The organism is Atopobium sp. oral taxon 416 (genome assembly GCF_018128285.1).
Classification (GTDB): domain Bacteria; phylum Actinomycetota; class Coriobacteriia; order Coriobacteriales; family Atopobiaceae; genus Olsenella_L.
In genome coordinates, this window is record NZ_CP072380.1 from 953178 (window position 1) to 974051 (window position 20874).

15 protein-coding genes are annotated in these 20874 nt (G+C 55.4%); 6 read left to right on the plus strand and 9 right to left on the minus strand.

Annotated features, from left to right (window positions below; genetic code table 11):
* Positions 1 to 11: 11 nt before the first annotated feature.
* Positions 12 to 1946, minus strand: coding sequence for a YgiQ family radical SAM protein (locus J4859_RS05260; RefSeq protein WP_249113762.1), 1935 nt, complete (start codon positions 1944 to 1946; stop codon positions 12 to 14).
* Positions 1947 to 3009: 1063 nt separating this feature from the next.
* Here J4859_RS05260 and nifJ point away from each other — a divergent pair.
* Positions 3010 to 6570, plus strand: coding sequence for a pyruvate:ferredoxin (flavodoxin) oxidoreductase (gene nifJ / locus J4859_RS05265; RefSeq protein ID WP_212333781.1), 3561 nt, complete (start codon positions 3010 to 3012; stop codon positions 6568 to 6570).
* A gap of 164 nt (positions 6571 to 6734) precedes the next feature.
* Here nifJ and J4859_RS05270 read toward each other — a convergent pair whose 3' ends face one another.
* Positions 6735 to 6998, minus strand: a complete 264-nt coding sequence (locus tag J4859_RS05270) for a TM1266 family iron-only hydrogenase system putative regulator (protein ID WP_212333783.1) — start codon at positions 6996 to 6998, stop codon at positions 6735 to 6737.
* A gap of 132 nt (positions 6999 to 7130) precedes the next feature.
* Here J4859_RS05270 and J4859_RS05275 point away from each other — a divergent pair, with 132 nt between their 5' ends.
* Together J4859_RS05275 and J4859_RS05280 are read left to right on the plus strand one after the other, a co-directional pair.
* Positions 7131 to 8198, plus strand: a complete 1068-nt coding sequence (locus J4859_RS05275) for an ABC transporter substrate-binding protein (protein ID WP_212333786.1) — start codon at positions 7131 to 7133, stop codon at positions 8196 to 8198.
* A gap of 42 nt (positions 8199 to 8240) precedes the next feature.
* Positions 8241 to 9599, plus strand: coding sequence for an ATP-binding cassette domain-containing protein (locus tag J4859_RS05280; RefSeq protein ID WP_212333789.1), 1359 nt, complete (start codon positions 8241 to 8243; stop codon positions 9597 to 9599).
* Position 9600: 1 nt separating this feature from the next.
* On the opposite strand, the gene yihA is transcribed toward J4859_RS05280, so the two are convergent.
* The 3 genes from yihA to J4859_RS05295 form a co-directional block, all read right to left on the minus strand.
* The gene (yihA, locus tag J4859_RS05285; protein ID WP_212333792.1) at positions 9601 to 10191 is read right to left on the minus strand and encodes a ribosome biogenesis GTP-binding protein YihA/YsxC; all 591 of its coding nucleotides are present in this window, start codon (positions 10189 to 10191) and stop codon (positions 9601 to 9603) included.
* On the minus strand, positions 10192 to 12369 hold the full coding sequence (locus J4859_RS05290) for a UvrD-helicase domain-containing protein (RefSeq protein WP_212333795.1): 2178 nt from the start codon (positions 12367 to 12369) through the stop codon (positions 10192 to 10194).
* 240 nt (positions 12370 to 12609) lie between these two features.
* The gene (locus tag J4859_RS05295) at positions 12610 to 12879 is read right to left on the minus strand and encodes a transposase (RefSeq protein WP_371812225.1); all 270 of its coding nucleotides are present in this window, start codon (positions 12877 to 12879) and stop codon (positions 12610 to 12612) included.
* Positions 12880 to 13254: 375 nt separating this feature from the next.
* On the opposite strand from J4859_RS05295, the gene J4859_RS17545 reads away from it, so the two are divergent.
* The 3 genes from J4859_RS17545 (at position 13255) to J4859_RS17555 (ending at position 14679) form a co-directional block, all read left to right on the plus strand.
* Positions 13255 to 13539, plus strand: coding sequence for a hypothetical protein (locus J4859_RS17545; protein WP_371812188.1), 285 nt, complete (start codon positions 13255 to 13257; stop codon positions 13537 to 13539).
* Between the two features lie 383 nt (positions 13540 to 13922).
* Entirely contained in the window at positions 13923 to 14327 is a 405-nt protein-coding gene (locus J4859_RS17550; protein ID WP_371812226.1) for a transposase, read from the plus strand.
* A 19-nt stretch (positions 14328 to 14346) separates the two neighbouring features.
* The gene (locus J4859_RS17555; RefSeq protein WP_371812189.1) at positions 14347 to 14679 is read left to right on the plus strand and encodes a transposase; all 333 of its coding nucleotides are present in this window, start codon (positions 14347 to 14349) and stop codon (positions 14677 to 14679) included.
* A gap of 786 nt (positions 14680 to 15465) precedes the next feature.
* Here J4859_RS17555 and J4859_RS05305 read toward each other — a convergent pair.
* The 4 genes from J4859_RS05305 to J4859_RS05320 are packed head-to-tail and all read right to left on the minus strand — an operon-like array spanning position 15466 to position 20816.
* Positions 15466 to 18402, minus strand: coding sequence for a GIY-YIG nuclease family protein (locus J4859_RS05305; protein ID WP_212333801.1), 2937 nt, complete (start codon positions 18400 to 18402; stop codon positions 15466 to 15468).
* The gene (locus J4859_RS05310; protein WP_212333804.1) at positions 18403 to 19947 is read right to left on the minus strand and encodes an Eco57I restriction-modification methylase domain-containing protein; all 1545 of its coding nucleotides are present in this window, start codon (positions 19945 to 19947) and stop codon (positions 18403 to 18405) included.
* Positions 19940 to 20608, minus strand: coding sequence for an SAM-dependent DNA methyltransferase (locus J4859_RS05315; RefSeq protein ID WP_212333807.1), 669 nt, complete (start codon positions 20606 to 20608; stop codon positions 19940 to 19942). The genes J4859_RS05310 and J4859_RS05315 overlap by 8 nt, the downstream gene beginning before the upstream one ends.
* Before the next feature lies 1 nt (position 20609).
* Entirely contained in the window at positions 20610 to 20816 is a 207-nt protein-coding gene (locus tag J4859_RS05320; protein WP_249113763.1) for a hypothetical protein, read from the minus strand.
* Between the last annotated feature and the right edge of the window lie 58 nt (positions 20817 to 20874).

Sequence of the window (20874 nt, forward strand, 5' to 3'; positions counted from 1 at the left end):
CGGTTGTAGCGTCATTTGCTGTGCTTCCGATAAGGATTGGTGTGGCGTCGCTTCCCTTGATGGGAGTGGGGACACACCGGCCGTACGAGGCACTTGGGTCCGTAGCCGATCAGGTTCTCCCGGTGTGCCCGATGGAGCGCTTCAACGACTAGATCATACTTCTTGGGATCGCGGTATTGAATTAGGGCGCGCTGCATTGCTTTCTCATGTGGGTTGGTGGGACAGTAGACGTGCTTCATCGTCCTGGGGTCTAACCCGGTATAGAAGATACAGGTGGAAATGGTAGACGGGGTGGGATAGAAGTCAGAGACTTGCTCTGGCATGTAACCCAGATCGCGGCAGAACTCTGCAAGCTTGGCCGCAACCTCCATTGTGGAGCCTGGGTGGCTGCTCATCAGGTAGGGGACCACGTACTGCTCTTTACCTGCCTCTTTGCTGTAACGCTCAAACTCTTTACAGAACTTCTCATAGAGCCTGTGGGGTGGTTTGCCCATGACGTTTAAGACCTCAGGGCAGACATGCTCTGGCGCCAGGCGGAGCTGCCCGGAGGTGTGGTATTCTGCGAGCTCCTTGATAAAGGTGTGGTCGGAGTCGAGCATCGCATAGTCGAAGCGGATGCCTGAGCGGATGAAGACTTTCTTTACGCCGGGGATCTGACGGAGCCTGCGTAAGAGATGCACATACTTCGTGTGGTCTACTCTCAGGCTCTTGCAGGGGGTTGGGGCAAGGCAGCGCTTGTTTGTGCAGGCGCCCAGTGTCTCCTGCTTTGCGCAGGCTGGGATTATGAATTGGGCAGTCGGCCCGCCGACGTCGTTGATGTAACCCTTGAAGTCCGGATCGTGCGTCATCGCTGTCGCCTCACGCACCAAGCTCTCCTCGCTTCTGGCCTGGATGATGCGGCCCTGGTGGAAGTTCAGCGCGCAGAAAGCGCACTCACCTAAGCACCCACGGTTGCTCGTAAGGGAGAACTTGACCTCAGAAAGTGCAGGGATACCACCTTGGTTTTCATACATCGGGTGATAGGTACGAGTGTAGGGCAGCTCGTACACCTCATCGAGGTCCGGGGTGGAGAGCGGCTTTGCAGGAGGATTCTGAATCACGTAAAGATGGTCGTCAGGATAGGGCTCGACTAGTGAGTGGCTCAGGTATGGATTCAGGTTTCGACACTGCAGCCCGAAGCTTTCAGCGTAGGTACGCTTACTTCTCTGAAGTTCATTCCAGGAGGGAAGCGTCACCGGGTGGTCGCACTGCTCGGTGCTCTTTGCTCGGTAGACTGTCCCTTGGATCCAGGTGATATCGTGGACATCGATGCCGGAGTTGAGGGCATCGGCGATCTCGACGATGGAGCGCTCACCCATGCCATAGGAGATGAGGTCGGCGCCGGAATCCAGAAGGATCGAGCGCTTGAGCGAGTCGGACCAGTAGTCGTAGTGGGCGAGGCGTCTCAAGGAGGCTTCGATACCGCCGATAATGATCGGGGTGTGCTTGTAGGTCCGCCTGATTAAGTTTCCGTAGACGGTGGTCGCGTGATCCGGGCGCAGATTGGTCTTACCGCCCGGAGAATAGAAGTCCTTGGAGCGGCGATGCTTTGCTACGGTGTAGTGCAACACCATCGAGTCCATGTTGCCGCCGCACACCAAGAATGCCAGACGCGGTTCACCCAAGGCCGTGATACTCTTGGGATCGTGCCAGTCCGGTTGGGGAATGATGCCGACCTTGTAGCCCCGGGACTCCAGGACCCGGCTGATGATCGCAGGCCCGAAGGAGGGGTGGTCGACATAGGCGTCGCCGATAACATAGACGAAATCGCACTGGTCCCAACTGCGATGCTTCATATCTTCTTTGTTGACTGGCAGAAAGTGATCGCGCGTTGGACGTGGGGTGATCGGCTCAACCGCCTTGCTGTGGTGTTTCTTTGTATGGGTATGCGCGGTGTGCGGATACATTGGTTGCTGAGAATGTGGCATAGAGAGATCCCTTTGCAGTTATGTTCGCTCATAACCTAGCATAAACGCTCGGTCGGACATGGTGGAGCTCTGTGGTATCCATAAAGTTGGGATGGGCTGTGGCAGTGATTGCAAAGGCAAAGCCATCTGTCTCCATAGTGGACACAACGAAGCGTTCTGTCTCAGGGCTCTCACAGCTACGGGGATACCTGAGCAGGCGATGAGCAGTACCTCTAAAAAGCGTTTCTTGTTGAGAGTGGCATTGCTCACTTCTGTGGCAGTGTCACTGCGTGCAGAAGCTTGAAGCGGATAGATGACTCCCATGACAGATATCAGCGTGAACGCTGCTACACAGTGTCCCAATATCATATCGATAAGGTAGAGGAGCCACAGCGCATCGCAGAGTATAGATAACGTTGTGTCCATGGCTCGCCTCGCCGGTATGAGACAGATGTCTTAAGAACCATACTTCAGGATGAATTGCGGTGGCACTTCATTCAATAAGTAAACCAATACTTACTCTCATACAGAGAAGTCTAGGTTATCGGTCGTCGCAGTTGAGCTGTTCGGGCAGCGGAGCAGAAGCGCCCGCGAAAGGATGGCCTGCCGGGAGAGAATCGATACCGAAAAAGCGTTGCCCCGCTGTAGGGGATGCTGTTGAGTTCAGGGAGGATGCGAGGCATATCTGTCCTGGACTCAGAACGTGAGGAACTTGTGTTCCCTTTTTGAACGTTGGCTCTCGGTCGTGTTCAGATCTTTCAGTATCACAATTGATGTCTACCGAGGTGCATCTCGACAGATATGGAACACTAACAGGAGTTTCATTATTGAGTCCGATAGAGGCCCTCACCATAGGTTGCAAAATGTTTAAATACTAAAGGTTTTCTGTTGGTGGTAATATGTGGAATTACGTTTCAGATGCGTTACTATATGAGCAGTATGTATTGTGACGCAGGGGAAATTGTGTCACGAACGTGCTCTGTGACTTCGCTTATTGTGGGCGAAAGAGCAGGTTCATTTCCGTCCAATATGGGACGGACCGTATCACTTCAAAGGAGAGGATATGGCAAGAAAGTTCAAGTCGATGGATGGTAACGAGGCCGCTGCTTGGGTCTCCTACGCATTCACCGAGGTGGCGGGCATTTACCCGATCACTCCTTCCAGCCCTATGGCAGACCACGTCGATCAGTGGGCGGCACAAGGCCTGAAGAATGTGTTCGGAACGCCTGTCAAGGTAATTGAGATGGAGTCTGAGGGCGGTGCTTCTGGCACTGTTCACGGTTCTCTGGGCGCTGGTGCACTCACCACGACGTACACCGCTTCACAGGGCCTGCTCCTCATGATCCCGAATATGTACAAGATCGCTGCTGAGGGTCTTCCTGGCGTCTTCCACGTCAGCGCACGTACCGTCGCAACGCAGGCGCTCAACATCTTCGGTGACCACTCCGACGTTATGGCATGCCGTCAGACCGGCTTTGCTATGCTCGCTGAGGGCAACGTACAGGAAGTTATGGACCTCGCACCGGTTGCGCACCTCGCTGCAATCGAGGGCAGCACTCCGTTCCTGAACTTCTTCGACGGTTTCCGCACCTCACACGAGATCCAGAAAGTTGCTACCTGGGACTTCGATGATCTGAAGGATATGCTCGACATGGGTGCTGTCCAGCGCTTCCGTGACCACGCACTGAACCCAGAGCATCCGCACGCCCGTGGCTCTCACGAGAACGGCGACATCTTCTTCCAGCACCGTGAGGCTTGCAACGAGCGTTACAACAAGATCCCTGAGATCGTCCAGAGCTACATGGACAAGATCAATGCGAAGATCGGTACCCACTATCATCTGTTTGATTACTACGGCGCCGACGATGCAGACCGCGTCGTCGTCTGCATGGGTTCCTTCTGTGATACTCTCGAAGAGGTCATCGACTACCTCAATGCACATGGCGAGAAGGTCGGCCTGGTCAAGGTCCGCCTGTATCGTCCGTTCGACGTCGGCGCCTTCGTCAAGGCACTTCCGTCCACGGTCAACAAGATCGCTGTCCTCGACCGTACCAAGGAGCCGGGTTCCATCGGTGAGCCGCTCTACGAGGATGTTGTGGCTGCCCTCTATGAGGCAGGCCGCTCTGACCTCGTTGTCACCGGTGGCCGTTACGGCTTAGGTTCCAAAGACGAGCCTCCTGCGGCAGCCTTCGCAGTATATGAGGAACTCAAGAAGGATCAGCCGAAGCGTGAGTTCACGATCGGCATCGACGACGATGTTACGCACCTGTCCCTTCCGATGGATCCGGATGCTCCGAACACTGCAGACCCGAGCACCATCGAGTGTAAATTCTGGGGTCTCGGCGGCGACGGTACTGTCGGCGCAAACAAGAACTCCATCAAGATCATTGGCGACCACACCGACAAGTACGTTCAGGCCTACTTCCAGTACGACTCCAAGAAGACCGGCGGTGTGACGATCTCTCACCTTCGCTTCGGCGATGCCCCGATCCGCTCACCGTACTATGTGACCAAGGCCGACTTCGTCGCTTGCCACAACCCGAGCTACATCGTCAAGGGCTTCAAGATGGTTCGCGACGTCAAGCCGGGTGGCACCTATCTGGTGAACTGCCAGTGGAGCGATGAGGAATTCGCAGACCGTATGCCTGCGGAAGCCAAGCGCTACGTCGCAAAGAACAACATCAAGGTCTACCTGATCGACGCTATCGACCTTGCACAGAAGGTCGGTATGGGCAAGCGCACCAACACTGTGCTTCAGTCCGCGTTCTTCGCACTGGCAAAGATCCTGCCGCTGGATGACGCGAAGAAGTTTATGAAGGACGCTGCACAGAAGTCCTATGCAAAGAAGGGCCAGAATATCGTTGAGGCCAACTGGAAGGCTATCGACGCCGGCGCTTCTGCATTCCGTGAGTTCAAGGTTCCTGCCTGCTGGGTGAACGCTCAGGACGAAGAGCACGAGATTACCCTTGAGGGCCGTGAAGAGATCGTCAAGCAGGTCAAGGAGATCATGCAGCCGATCAACCGCATGGAGGGTGACTCCCTGCCTGTCTCCTCATTCAAGGACAACCCAGATGGCCAGTGGGAGCTCGGTGCTTCCCAGTACGAGAAGCGCGGTACCGCAGTCATGGTTCCTCGTTGGAATCCTGACGAGTGCATCCAGTGCAACAGCTGCGCCTTCATCTGCCCGCACGCCACGATCCGCCCGATTGTGATGGATCAGCAGGAAGCAGACAACGCACCGGCTGCTATGAAGAAGTCTGACCTCAAGCTTCCGAAGAACACCGGTTACACCTACACGATCGCGGTATCCCCGCTTGACTGCATGGGCTGCTACAACTGCCTGTACGTCTGCCCGAAGTCCGACGTTCAGAATGGCGGCGCGCTGACCATGGTTCCTCAGGAAGAGGAAGCTGCGCAGGCTGAGGTTTGGAACTACGCGGTCAACAAGGTCACCGAGAAGTCTGAGCTCATCGACTTCAAGACCCCGAGAAACACGCAGTTCAAGAAGCCACTGCTTGAGTTCTCCGGCTCCTGTGCCGGCTGTGCTGAGACTGTCTACGGCCGTCTGGCTGCGCAGCTCTTCGGTGACAACATGTTCATCTCCAACGCAACTGGCTGCTCCTCCATTTGGGGCAATCCGGCAGGCATCAGCCCGTTTGCAACTGACGCAGCTGGCCACGGCCCCGCTTGGAACAACTCGCTCTTTGAGGACAACGCAGAGCATGGTCTGGGTCTCGAGATCGGCTATCAGGCAGAGCAGAACCGCCTGGTCGCACTGACCCGGCAGCTGATCGCAATGGACGACGTTGATGACAGCCTCAACGATGCTGCAACTGCATGGCTCGAGAGCCGCAACGACGGCGCAAAGTCCCGTGCAGCTTCTGATGCCTACATCGCACAGCTCGAGGCGAACGACATCAACAGCATCACTGAGGAGATCCTCAAGAATAAGAGCTTCCTGTCCAAGAAGTCCTTCTGGATCTTCGGCGGCGACGGCTGGGCCTACGATATTGGCTACGGCGGGCTCGACCACGTCCTTGCTTCTGGCAACAACGTGAACGTCCTCGTCTTCGATACTGAGGTCTATTCCAACACCGGTGGACAAGCATCCAAGGCTTCTAACTTGGGCCAGGTCGCACAGTTTGCAGCTGCCGGTAAGGCCACCAAGAAGAAGTCCCTGGCTGAGATGCAGATGGACTACGGCTACGTCTACGTCGCACAGATCGCTGTCGGCGCTAACCCGGTCCAGACGCTCAGAGCTCTCACTGAAGCTGAGGCCTATGACGGGCCGTCTCTGGTCATCGGCTACTGCCCGTGCGAGATGCACTCCATCAAGAAGGGTGGTCTCATGCACTGCATGGAGGAAATGAAGCGTGCGGTCGACTGTGGCTACTGGAACCTCTTCCGTTACAATCCGGCGAAGCCGGCTGGCAAGAGATTCAGCCTCGACTCCAAGGAGCCGAAGGGCGGCTATCAGGAATTCCTGATGAACGAGTCCCGCTACGCATCCCTGAAGAGCTTCTTCCCGGATCGTGCGGATACCCTGTTCGCTGAGAACGAGGAAGCCGCAATGGAGCGCTATGCTCACCTTGTCCAGCTCAAGGAAATGTATGCCAAGGCGTAACGATACCTCAGCGAGCGACTAGCTTCGCACAGACAGTGAGGGCCGGAAGCCATCCGTGGCTTCCGGCCTTTTTCGGTAGCTAGGTACGAACGGTACAAAAAAAGACTCCGCAGGTGGTCCCTCCGAAGTCCTTTAACTTATCCAGGTAAGTTGTTCTGACAGTGTCAGTCCTCTTCTCCTGTGAAGGCGCTCGAGTAGGCAGCCTTGGCGCTGATCCCGTTGAGGGCGCCGATCTTGCCGGCGAGTGAGGAGATCGTATTGTCGGTTGCGTCCAGGACGATCGAGATTACGTCCATGTGGTGCTGACGGTAGGGGATGCCCATCCTGCCGATAATGTATTGAGAGTACTCGTGCAAGATTTTATTGAGAGGATCGACCGAGTCCGGATTTTCCACAATGATACCGATCACGGCGACGCGTGTTTTCATGGCGCTCCTAACTGCTGAACGATCGTTGGTTTGTGTGCATAGCTTAAAGCGTATGCGCCACATATAATGGTTATACCCGATTACAAGGCGCCCCTAAGCTCCATAGGCGCATGACAGGAAGGGATAAGTATCATGAGTGTCAATCTCACCCGGCGTGAAGCGCTTGCTACCTTGGCAGGCCTCGGATTTTCAAGTGTTCTTGTCGCGTGCGGAAATTCACAATCTCCCGACAATCAGAATAATCGACAGCAGCAAATCGAAGACGTAGTGGTTAGGGTGGCGACACTTAGAGGTCCCTCCTCGATCGGTTTGGTCAACATGATGAACGACACTTCCGGTATCCCTGGGGATGGGGGAGATTTGAGCTCTGTAGGGAATCCTGAGGAAGGCTCCGGTATCACCTATGCCTATCAGATCTCGAGCGCACCGGACGAGGTGACGCCGATGGTGGCACAGGGGACCTGCGATATCTGCTTTGTCCCTTCCAACGCAGCCTCGATCCTCTACGACCGTACCGAAGGGAATGTTGAGCTTATCGATATCAACACGCTCGGCGTGCTCTCGGTCGTGACCGGTGACTCTTCGATCCAGCAGTGGGAAGACCTGGCGGGGCACACTGTAGTGACCTCAGGCCAAGGCTCCACCCCTGAGTACGTGATTGAGTACCTGCTCGATCAGGCGGGCATCGCTGACCGTGTTGAGGTTACCTACGAGAGTGAGCACCAGCAGGTAGCGACTGAACTCGCCTCTGATCCTGCGGTGATCGCAATCTTGCCGCAGCCTTTCACGACTGTGGTGGAGACTCAGAACAGTGGCGTCCACTCCGTGATCAACCTGAACGATGTTTGGGATCGCTATGCCGGCGACTCCGGATCCAAGTTTGTGCTCGGCTCTACAATTGCCCGCAAGGACTTTGTCGAGCAGCATCCTCAGGCCGTGGCGGACTTCCTCCAGAAGCATCAGGAGTCAGTGCAGAAGTGCAATGACGACCCGGACGGCACCGCAGATCTGGTCGTCCAGGCGGGCATCATCGCAAAGAAACCGATTGCGCAAGCCGCGATCCCCAAGTGCAATGTGGTGTGCATCACGGGCGATGAGATGGAGGATGCCCAACGCGGCTTCCTGCAGGTGATGAGTGATGCGAATCCGGACTCCGTCGGTGGTGCCCTCCCCGGCGATGATTTTTACTACAAGGGATAGGGATAGATGCGGAGAGCTTCGCAGAAATCGCATATAAAAACAGTGCTGGCTGCACTCATCTGGATTGGTGTGTGGCAGTTGGCGAGCATGGCAGTGGGAAACCATCTGCTGCTCGCAAGTCCAGTTGATACCGCGGTGACACTGGCGTCACAGATCGTGACGCCAGTGTTTTGGACTGCTGTCCTGCGTTCCTTCTGCCATATCGCGGTGGGGTTTCTGATCGGCTTCGCCTTGGCAGTGGTGCTCGGGTTTGCCGCCTATCGCCTCCCTTGGCTGCGACGGCTCTTGGAGCCTGCCATGGACGCGCTGAAGTCCATCCCGGTAGTCTGCTTCATAATGTTGCTGCTCATGTGGGTCGGACCCAAACGGGTGAGCATTATCACCGTGATGATCCTCATCTTTCCGGCGCTCTATTTTTCGGTGCTGGAGGGGCTGGACTCACAGGATCATGAGGTGATCGACGAGCTCAAAGTGATGGGCGTCAAGCCCCATGTACGCTTCCAGGTGGATACCTACCAGCAATTGTTGCCTTTCCTGGTTGCGACTTGCCGCAATATGTGCGGAATGGCGTGGAAGGCAGGCGTGGCTGCCGAGGTATTGGCTTCCCCACGGGGCACGATTGGGGAGGGGGTCTACCAAGCGCGGCTCTTGCTCAACACTGCGAACCTCTTCTCCTGGACTATCACGATCGTCCTACTTTCCTGGGTGTGTGAGCGACTCTTTCTGAAGGCGCTTACTGCTACGGGTCCCTGGGCACTCAAGCGTGCCTTGCGCAACCAGAACCGACTGCGGCCACAGACCTCGAATGTCCCCGGTACCATACGTTTTGTGCATACCGTGCTAGGTTATTCGGCAACCTCAGACCATGCGGCACCGGTCACGGTCTCTAAGGAATTGACGGGGGAGTTAGAGGGAGGCTCCTGGATCCTCCAGGACGCTTCAGGTTCGGGGAAGACCACCTGCCTCATGACCATCTGCGGACTTCTGAGACCTCTCCAGGGCAGGATCGAGGCCCCGGTAGATATCGCTCTAGTGTGCCAGGAGCCGCGCCTGGTAAGCGCGCTCACTGCCCCAGAGAATGTTCAATTGACCTCGGTACTGACTGAACAGGGGGCTAAGGAACTCCTGTGTGAACTGTTGTCCGAAGACGTTTTGTCCCGTCCGGTCTCAGAGCTCTCCGGGGGACAGAAGCGGCGTGTCGAGTTGGTGCGGGCCCTCGCACATCCCTCGGCACTGGTGTTGCTCGATGAGCCCTTTGCTTCGCTCGACGTGCAGAGCCACTATGCTGCGGCAGCCTTTATCAGAAAACATCTGCAGGGGAGAACACTGATCGTCTCCTCGCATGTGCCTGGAGATCAGGAGCTGTTGCACGCGCAACTGCTCAATATCTTGAAGCACTGATTTACTCGAAGCAGGCTCGCTCAATGTAGCGGGCAAGGGTGTCGATGCCCTGTTTCTTTTCAGCAGAGGTGACCACACAGGCGAGGGGATCGAGTCCGAAGGCATTCGAGAGCTTCGTGAGACTCGCCTGCTGTTTAGTGCGGCTTTTCAACTTATCGGCCTTGGTTAAGGCGACGATGAAGGGTAGCTTAGCGCTCTTGAGATAGTCGATCATCCGTGCATCGAGCGTCTGCGGATCGAGACGGATATCGATCAGGGAAATGACTAAGTTGTGGGAGCGCTCGCTTTCAAAGTAGGCAGAGATCAGATCTGCCCAACGCTGCCTCTCCTGCTTACTGCGATGGGCAAAGCCATAGCCCGGCAGATCGACGAAATGGATCCCACTCGCTTCGAAGAAGTTGATCGTCTGGGTCTTGCCGGGTTTTCCGGAGACCTTTGCGAGCGCCTTTCTGCCGAGCAGTGCGTTGATCAGTGAAGACTTGCCCACATTGGAGCGCCCGACGAAGGAGACTTCCGGCTCCGTCGAGGGTGGCAACTGTTCCACAGTGCCGAACGAGGCGACAAATTGAGCGTTCTTGAAGGGGTTGGCCATCTACAGGTTCTCTTTCTCAACGGGGGAGCCTTCGAGCATCGAGGTGGGCTCACCTTGGCTCACCAGCACTACTTTGTGCATCGCACGGCTGATCGCGGTATAGAGGCGACGACGATATCTCGGCGTAGCCTCATAGACACTTGCCTGGACGTCCGGCACAATCACCGTGTCGAACTCCAACCCTTTCGCCATTGCCAAATCCATTACGACCACCCCGGAGAGTGGGAGGATATCTTTGTCCTCCAGGACGCGTACTGATTTGCCAAGCTGCTTGCCGATCCAGTGTGCGCGGGCGCGGTCATCAGTCACGATTGCGGTGAGGCCGTCTTCCTCGCGCTGCTCCTCGACAAGCTTGCGCAGACGGTCGAGGTAGGTATCAGCGTCCTTGGTTACCAAGAGCTTGGCGGCGACACCTTTACACTGCACTGAGTGGGTCTGAATGGCTTCGTTGCGCTCGTAGAGGCTCATAAAGAGGTTGGTGATCTCCGGGGTGGAGCGGTAGCTCGTGAGCAATTTCAGGCGCTTTATGTCGGCGTCCTTCTTTGTGATACCTGCATCCTTGAGGATTTGCTCTAACTGGTCAAAGGATACGGAACCTTCGAAGATTGACTGGCGGGCGTCACCTAAGAGCATAAAGTGGGCGTTGCTGAAGTATCTCGCCATCACCATGAGTTGAGCGGGTGAGTAATCCTGTACCTCATCGACCATAACGTAACGGGCGTTGCGGTCGCCGGCGCCGGTGATCAAGGACCTCAGGTAGAGGTACTCTGCGGCATTGAGCTGGTGGCCAAGCAGGCGCTGTCCGATGCGGTCGATTCTGAGCCAGCCTGCAGTTTCAATCAGATCGTGGACGTCTGAATACTTGTGGTCCACGTAGAGCTTGGCTAAGCGAGTGGTGTCTGCCTCATCGACGGGGTTGATCGGTTCACCGAAGACTGCAATCTGGTCCTCGATATCAGCTCCCAGCATCTCTTCGTGGACGCCTTCGTCGCGTGAGAGGTTGGTGAGCCGGGTTTCAAGACGTTCGTGCAGCACGTCCTTCACCATCGCAATCAGCCTCGGTCCCAACGGGGTGCGTGGGAACTTCGCAAAGGCGTTCTTTACCTGTGATGCTTTGATCAGCTGTACGTCACCCACACTGATACCGCGCAGATCATCTGGTTCAAGCGTGAGGCCTTTGACTGTGGTTTCCATCTTCTTAAGTTCTGCCGGGTCAGTGTCCCGGCCGTTCGCACGGTCAGCGATGCCTTGCGACTCTATAAAGTTGCGCCAGGTGAAGCTCTGCGGGTTGGACTCACCCAACGAGGGGAGCACCGTGTCGATGTAGCTTTGGAACACGTTGTTCGGCGTAAAGAGGTAGACCTGGTCCGCCTTCAGCGTCTCACGCTGCTGGTAGAAGAGGTAGGCGATGCGCTGCAGCATCACGGAGGTTTTGCCGGAGCCGGCGATTCCGTCAACGATCAAGGCCGGAATGTCGCTGTGGCGCACGACCGCATTCTGCTCTTTCTGAATTGTGGCGGTGATCGCCTGCAGCTTCTCGGTGTGAGGGGACTTGAGTGCCTTGAGCAGAAGGGCATCTTCAATTGCGACCGTCGTGTCGAAGTACATATTGAGCTTATCTTCGGTGAGATCGAACTGTCGGCGCAGTAGCAGCTCCACATCGTGGCGCTTCCCGTTGACCTTATAGCTCGTCTTGCCGTTCTCCTGGTTGTAGTAGGTCTCTGCAACCGGTGAGCGCCAATCGACGATCAGCGGATGGGAGTCCTTGTCCATCACGCCGGCGACCCCGATGTAGATGTCGCGTGGGGGATGGTTGGGATGCATCTTGAGTGTGACCTTCGCAAAGTAGGGCTGACGCAAGAGTACCATCACGCGGCGCAGCTTCTCGACATCGAAATCGTGAGCCTGGTTGTAGGAGTCGATAACAGAGTTCAAAGTCTCGATTGCGGCCAAGGTCTCCATCGTCTCATCGTCTGAACCGTAGTCTTGGGTGATTTCCTCAGACATATCGTGCAGGTCCTTGGCAGCCTCTTTGTGGGTCACCTCAAGGCGATGATTCAACTCATCCCTGAGCTCCAGTAGCTTCTTGTAGGTTTCGGAGAGCTTCTCCTGTTCCTCCCGGAATACCGGATCATTTTGCAACGCTTTCTGCTGCTTGTTTGTTAGGGCCTCACTCATGAATATCTTTTATATCCTTCCGCGGTGCACTGAATTTATCAGTGCACGAATATACAAACTCAAAAACACACAATATTATATTGTGCCCTAAAGCCGTCAACCTATTGCACGGCAATGCGTCAACGGTACAGCCCTCTGAATCTGTGCATTTAATTGTGCAGATGACTCGTAAATTAGCTCATAAGCAACCGCTACCTGCAAGCCATCACGAATTAAGCCTCATCTGTCGCTGCGTGCGGGCTATCTTTGCGAGCACCTCCTTCTTCCTCTCATAGCTCCTCGACCGCCGGCAGGCAAGTACTGCTTGCTCTTTGCCGCCCATCTGTCGTTCTCCTCGATAAGGTAGGTCCCCACGAGCTTGATGAGTAAGTCCTCGCTCGGGAATATAGCGATGAGCTTCTGGGAGCGCTTCACCTCGGCGTTGAGCCTTCGAGGTCCTGGTGCACCTGCACTTGCGGGAGGGCCATGACTTCCAATTGTGTCTTTAAACCCGGCGCCCAGGCACTCCAGTGCCTTGGGGCACCCCCGCGGTGGGCATTGACCTGTATCATTTTTTCGGACAGTGCGGCTTGAGGAATTATGAGGCTCCTCTTAACTGCAAGACAAGCCGACCGAAAGGACTACAGGTAACAAACAATCTTGCTACCAAATACAGCGATGAGTAGTGCCTGAAAACAGCTGAGTGTGCTATCTCCACCGGCAAGCCTAAAAGCCACCTTACCACCGAGTTAGGGCTTGGGTCCCAAAACACAGATCCACTGGGTAAAGATGGCTCAATCCCAAAACCTGTTGATATGACGCCATGTGGGACGAAGATATAGTACGAATATAAAAATGGATCTCGTATAGTTGTGTGTGAGCAAACATACAAAATAAGAGATCCATATGCATGTTAACACACAGCCGCTTATTCAGGGAGAATTGCTTGATACAAGATCAGAAGATCTTCGTGCTGATACCTATGATCTGACTGATTCAATTTCTGATATACAGCTCCTGAGTGGCATCTTAACATTCTCATCAGGTCTGCCCTCCTTTACCCAGGTTGGTATGACGCAAACGGCCGTTAAAGAGATCTCTGTGGGCACATCATCTAGACCTGCCAAGCGCAAAGTCACTGAATACTTCTTTAAGGGAAAGCTGAATCGTCTGAACGGACAGCCGATCTAGTGCAGCTTCTGTGGCCAGGAGACGGTGTATAACGGCACAGCCGAGGTTGACTTGAAACACATTGCTATGGGAGGTATCTATACTCACATCGTTGTATCCAAGCAGCGAGCACTCTGCCAGAATAAGAACTGTGCGGCTAGCACTTATACAGAACCCGTAGATTTCAAGGCTCAGGGACATCTGATTAGAGCTGCTCTTGAGAACTATACATGCGATCTGCTTTACTTTTAACTGACAGTGAAGGAAATATCCATCATTGTCGGTTTTAAGCAAGAATAGCGTCAAGGGAATCGATAAGAAGCGTCTTTGGGAACTGTATACCGTTAACGGTAAAGGTAAGCAACTGAAGAAGCCTACAGAATACTCAAAGTATCTTGGCATTGATGAATTCCTTCTTCATAAAGGCCATAGATGCGCTTACGTTGATCATGGACATGAAGAGCGGAGATGTGCTGTGGCTTGCCTGTGGCAAGAAGAAACAGACTGTATATGACTTTATTGACTGGATCGGCATCGACTGGATGAAAAACGTCAAGGCTGTGGCCTGTGATATGAACAGTGACTTTGAAGAAGCTTTCAAGAAACGCTGTGAATGGCTAGATATTGTCTGTGACCATTCCCATCTGATCAAAAACTTCAATGACAAGGTGGTATCAAAAGTCCGTAAAGAGGAACAGAAACGCCTGATAGAAGAAGGCAATACAGAAGCTGCTAAAGCGGGCAAAATCATTGCCAAAGGAAGCGATCTGTTCAAAAAGCCAAAGGTGAAGCAAAAAAGCAGGAATTGAAGAAGAATACAAGAAGCTGTTGGATGAAAACAAGCTGTTCTTCACCATGGATCTGGTAGAAGAACAGCTTAATAAAGCATACAAAGCAAATACCGAAAGAGGCATGAAGATTCATAGTAACCGGATCATACGCACCTGCAAAGCAACCAAGAACAAGCATTTCATGTGGTTTGCCAAGCTGCTTAAGAACCACATGAAAGGAATTATCTCTCATGCACGAGTTCATATCTCATCTGGCAAAGTTGAAGGAACCAACCAGATGATCAAGACACTGAGACACAAAGGATACGGCTATCCGGATGATGAATATTTCTTCCTGAAGATCATTGATGCCAGCAGGAAATTCTCATGACCTCTGAGGTTATCTATCAACAGGAATTATGACTGAACCAAAGATAATAGGTTCTGCTATGCAGACTTTAGGCTATATAGGTATAGCGAAGCGCCCTTAAGGTCACATAAGACCCACACCTCTCATCTATGCGCTAAAGCGTTGCAAGGAAGCCTTCGACCATAAAGGGCCTTGCCTGTGCACTTTCAGCTGAAAAGGACATCGAGTCCAGGAAGGAATCCGACCGCTCAAAGGTAGAGCATCCCTTCCTTATCGTGAAGCGGCGCTTCTGCCCCTTAAGGAAGCGCTACAGGGGGATAGAGAAGATGCCTGCACACTCGAGTCTTTTTCGCCCTTGCAAACCTTACCCATGTGCATCTTTTGCCAGCAGGCTGCACTTCCCGGCTCCCAGAGTCGCTTGATCCGTCTTGAGGCCTTCTTGCGGTGCATGGGGCAGGATGGCGGCTCCTGCACGTGCTGGATGAGCATCCTTCCCTGCTTTCCCGCATGCCGGCCTAGAAAGGCCGATGACCGATCATTTCTGGCGCGTCATGGGGCATTAATCATCGTTTCCCTAGGACGTCAAGAACGTAAAGCCGCTCACGGTCGGAAAGGGGCCGCTCGGGGAAGTCCCGAGCGGCCCCGATTCCCTCCCGCCGCGGCCGCAGCCAAACCCTCCCGCGGCCGCCCTCCCCGCCGTCAGGAACACCTAACGACGGCGGGGAGGGAAATGAAGTTCGTCGTTTCTCGCAAGGAAGTTTGTACGCTCGTAGTTGCCTCAGAAAACCAACATCCGTTGTTACCATCCTACTGATGCTCACGCTCGATTTTCAAGAATCCCTGGTAGAAGGCATCTGGAAAAGCGAATGTCCTGTCACGTCCTCCAAGCCTGACGACGATGCGGGTTCCCTCGATGCTTTTGATCCTGCCGTTTCCGAAAGCCTTGCTGCCGATAACGTCCCCCGCGCCAAGCGAGTCGATTTTCGCTTCGAGGTCCCGGCGGGCTTCCTCCCGCGCCTTTCGCTGGGCACGTTCCCGTTCGGCCTTCTCACTCTCCGTCTCGACGGGACTCGCGGGAACCGAGGAGACCGCGAACGTCACCTTTGAAGGTTTCCCATCCTTTGAGGAGCGCTCCTCGGTGATGCTCTGCACAACGTAAGTGTCAGCTCCTCCAGTCGGCCTCGCCTTGCCGTCAGATCCGAGGCGCTCGTCCTGGAGCCGCATCTGCTGGTAGTCCGTCTGGGTCAGCTCGGTGTCAAAGAGGCCCACCTTCCGGTCGTACTGGTGACGCTCGATGCCCGTGTAGGAGAGACTCGCGTCCTCGTATCTGCGGAACTTGTACACCGCGTCGTTCATGAGGGCGTCGTTGAAGACACCGAGCGAGACCAGGAGCTCGAAGTCCTTCACCTCGAGTCCCGTGACCTTCTTGAATAGGCCGGGCTCGAGCTGCGTGATCACGTCCTTCAGGCACTGCTCGCGGAAATCGGTGAGGTACATGAAGACCGGAATTCTCGTGGCGAACTTGATGAGCTTCTCCTGGACCTCGCGGCGCTTGGTCTTGTACTCCTTCTCCTCGTCGGAGAGCTCCTTCTTCTGCTTCGTGGTGAGCTCGCCGCCCTTACGCTTCGCCTTCTTCACGGCCTCCGACTTATTGATGATGGTCTTGATGTCGTCGTTGAGGCTCCTGAATCCCTCGATGCTCATGAGGGCCCTCATCGCGTCCTCGTTGGCGAGGAGCCTTCGGAGCGTGTCATTGTCAACGTTGACGAGGAGGGCACTCTCCCAGCGACGTGCGAGGAGCGTCGCCGACGTGCCGGCCATCGCCATGTCGAGGATGTCGGCGGCGTCGACCTCGCGCATCGCGCTGCCGTCGTAGGCGAGCACGGGCAGGAAGTTGATGAACTCGTCCACCTTCTGCTCGGGACTCTCGTCGTTCACAGACAGGCGGCAGCTGTAGTCGCACACCATGGTGAGCGCCCGGTCGAGGGCGAAGTCGAAAACGTAGCACTCCTCCTTGAGGTCCTGGACGTGTCCCTCGTCGTCCCTGGTGGTCCAGGGGCTCTGGACGCGGAACGCAGTCTGGAAGTACGTCTCGGGGCTCCTGAGGTTACGCAGCATGAGTACTCCGGACCAGGGGCGTACCGTGACGCCTGTAGTGAGCTTGCCGCATGAGAGCGTGATGGTCTTTGTGCGAAGCGGGTCACCCATGGCCTCGCGGACCGGTTTTATCGCCTCGACGCCCATGCCGGCACCGGGTCCGGCCGCGACGATTACCTCGTAGTCGTGGAAGAAGGTGTTCTGCCTCTGGGCAAGCAGGTTGGCCATTGCCTCGCACGAGGAGACGTTCGGAAGGAACCACAGGGTGTGCGTAAGCGTCGAGAGCAGCCTCGTGTCGCTGAACGGCATGGGCGGCTTCTCGGCTCCGAGCCTAAGGTCGTCTGCCGCCGTCTCCTGCGACGACCCACGGATCAGGTCGAGCCACTTCTGGACGTACTCCTCGTACACGAAACGTGCCTCGCTGCCATGCCCCTTGGCGGAGAAGAACAGGTTGAGGTCGAACTCGTTGAACTGACCCTGACGGGCTATCCGGGTGATGGAGTCAGGCACCTTGTAGGTCATAAGCACCATACGCGGGAGATTGGCGTAGGGGTTGTGCGGCCCCTTCCAGTCCCTCTTTGCCTCCTGCTCGTCGGAGTAGGTCCAGTTGAACACCTGGTCCTCGATGAACTCCCCGGAGTTGAGCGCCCGGAACGGGGTCCCCGATAGGTAGAGGTAGAAGCGGGACTGGATTGGCAGCCAGGTCTCGTCGAGCTGGTTGCCCGACGACGCCTCCCGTGCCGCCCTCGAGTCGTCGTCAGCAGATGGGACATAGTCGTCGAAGTCGTCTCCCATATCTTTAGCGCTCTCGAAGAGCCGCTTGGCGGAGTCCTTCCAGGCGCCGAAGTGATACTCGTCGAACACGACGAGGTCCCAGTCCTCCAAGTGAACCCACTCGTTCCTCGGCTTGATTCCGCCATCATTGCCCGGCTGTAGGAAGTCCTGGAAGGAACCGAAGCAGACGATGGGCCTGGAGGAGTCGCAGTCCTCGTACCGACCAGCGTTTCTCGCGACGAACTGCCATCCCTCAAAGTCGACATGGCTCTCCAGGTCGTCCTGCCAGGCGTCCTCCACCGCGGGCTTGAAGGTGAGAACGAGAACCCTCTTCATGTCCATGCTCTTCGCGAGCTCGTAGGTGGCGAAGGTCTTTCCAAACCTCATCTTCGCGTTCCAGAGGAACCGCGGGACTCTCTGGGACCCCTCCTGCTCGCAGCGCTCGAAGTAACCTCGCGTCATGTCGACCGCGCGCCTCTGCTCGGGGCGCATCTTGAAGTCCTCGGTCCTCTGCGACTCGTAGTCCTTGCGGTCCCTTACCTCTAGCCATGCGTTGCGCACGTCGTCGACGGTGCATTCGTACCACTCGCCGCCGACGCAGCGGAAGCCGTTTCGCTCGAGGCGGCGGTGGACGTCGTGATCCATGAAGGTGCTGCCGTCGTCCCTCACAGCGCTCTCGTTGAAGACAATCGTATAGGGCTTCCCTTTCCCCGGCTGTATCACGGGGTGCTGCTCGGCGACGCGCTCCTCGGCGGTGCGCGTCGTGTAGCCGACCTTTAGAAAGCCCTTGTATTTTGGATTGTGTTCCTCATAGGCGTAGATTACTGGCTTAATTTCTGGGCGCTGAGGAAAGAGCACCTGTGGCATCCTCATCTACTCCATCTCTGGTATCGAACTTTCTATTGTCTCGATTTCCTTTTCATCCAACCCGTACTTCTCATACAACTGGGCGTCCGTCCATTTGTGAGATATGTCCGGATCAGGAACAAATTCGAATGCCTTCGGAGCCATATCTTGTGTTGCGGTTCGTGTCGCAATCATGTACCGAACAAATTTAGTCTTGAGATATGAGACTAAGTTCTCTGCCTCATCAAGCTCATCGCCCAAAATTATGACGTTGTAGGTATTTGAGCTGCACGACCCAGGCTCGCTGATCCTCAGCTTTCCGAGAATCGAGCTACCGGGATTGCCCGCACGAGGAATCAATACCTTATATTTTCCGACATCCTCGGAATGGCGGGTAACGTTTTCAGGAGATATCCAACACTCACCATGTGACACATAAACTTTCACGTTGAATTTTTCGGACTGGGTCTTGCGCACCGGATACGTCGAGGCACCGTCGGCCGTCTGCAACTTACCGACATTCCCATTCCATGTTACGCGAGTGTGGAATCCGAAATACCGACCGGCATTCAACCTCTTTGAGAGAGGGACTTCTCGACGCGAGCGAACCTTCTCGAGAATCGACAGCTGTTGAGTTGTTCTTATGAATGTTTCCATTCCCTCTTCAAGAAGTGGCCTTATAGACTCGCTTGTGTTCACTCCATCATGACTCACGACCTTACAGAGGCCATGACTATCTCGAGTCCACAGGAAGTAACAGACACCACCCTTTATCTCCACTCCCGGGAAGCAGTCAGAAGCAGACGGGAAATCATGGAGCACTCGAATCCTGTCGTCATGCAACATCGTGGATCGGAATTCATCAAGACCACGGCCGCCCATATACCAGCGAGCCGGAATGATCATTGTCAAAAACCTGGGATTTAGCCTCTTAGCTTGCTCTACAAACTTCTGATAAATGGGCATAGCGCTAGCGCTGTTTCCACCGTCACTCAACTGGTACGGCGGGTTGCCTACTATCACATCAAACTTCATCTTGAAGATGTCCTCTGGTCTCTTGGTATGGATGAACTCATACGCATGACTCTCTAGGTCCGCTGAGCGCCGGTACTCCTTCTCCGATGCCCCACAGTAGACGCACTTGCCATCCTTCCAGGTGTGTCGGATGCCGCGGAACCGGACGTTACCTTCTTCATGGTCGAATAGGGAGACCGAGAACCTGCCGTTTGCATACTTGGAGCAATAGAGGCTCCTCCTGCTCATGAGGGAAGTCATCTCGGTGATTGCGATTCCGAAGAGCTGCTCGTGCATTATGTGGTCGACTCGCTCCTGGAGGTCCGGGTAGATAGGCGCGAGCCCCTCTATGAACCTTTTCGCCGCCTCCCGGAGAAACACGCCCGACTTGCAGCACGGATCGAGAATCCGGACGTTAGGGTCCTCCCACAACTCCTTCGGGAGCATGTCGAGGACACGGTTCGCGAGCTCCGGTGGGGTGAACACCTCGTCGTTGCTGAGGTTGGCGAGACACGTTAGGACATCGGGGTTATATGTCCTCTCGAGAAGGCTAGCCATTCTTCGAAACCTCCCTGTAGTCAACAGGCGGATACTCTCGAATCGAGGCGGGGATGAGCCCGTCAATCTCAGAGTCGTATTCCCATCCGGTTTGAAAAAGGCCGAGCTGGTCGCCCTGCTTCGTGTCACCGCCAGCCATTAGCTCGTCGAGCCGATAGTCCTTCCTCTTCACGAGGTCCCCGGTCACCATCGACCACTCTGAGAAGATAATTGGAGAGCCGTCGTCCTGCACCATCGTGAGGGCGTCCCCGCACAGGACATTCTTTTCGAGGACGTAACGGATGGCGTCAAGGAACGCCTGCTCCGCCTGCTTGCCAATCGCGTCCCGGGCGGCAGCCTCAACGATGCGTAAGAGCCTCTGCCGGCACTCCGCCACGTTGTCGGTCATGATGTCCACACCATAGATGCTCGAGACCGCAACGAACACGTAGCGCATGTACTCCTGGGGGCTCCGTGAGTATCGCTTTGCCACAACCGCAAGCTTCCGCCTTAGCACCTCGGCGAGGAAGTTACCGTCACCGCAAGCCGGCTCGAGGAACCGGGAGTCGATGCGCTCGGTCTCTTGCTTCACCAGGTCGAGCATGGCGTTGACCTCGCGCTCGTTGGTGAAGACCTCGCCGTGTTCCTGTACACGCTCGCGCGACTTTACCTGCCCTGCCACGTTAGCGCCTCCCGGAGGTGAGCTCGTTGATAACGCACGAGCGCAGGAAGGCCGAGAAGCTTACCCCACGTAGACGCGCCGTCTCAGTCGCCGCCTCCTTGAGGTTCTTGGGCACACGAAAGGTGACGGCGGTCTGGTCGCCCTCGGCTAAGAAACCCTGAATCTGGGTCTCGCTAGCCCCGCCCTCGACAAGCTCGGAGTAATTCATCTGTCTCCTCAGGGTATAATCAACAAAATGCAATAATTATGCAGTAATCATACCACGA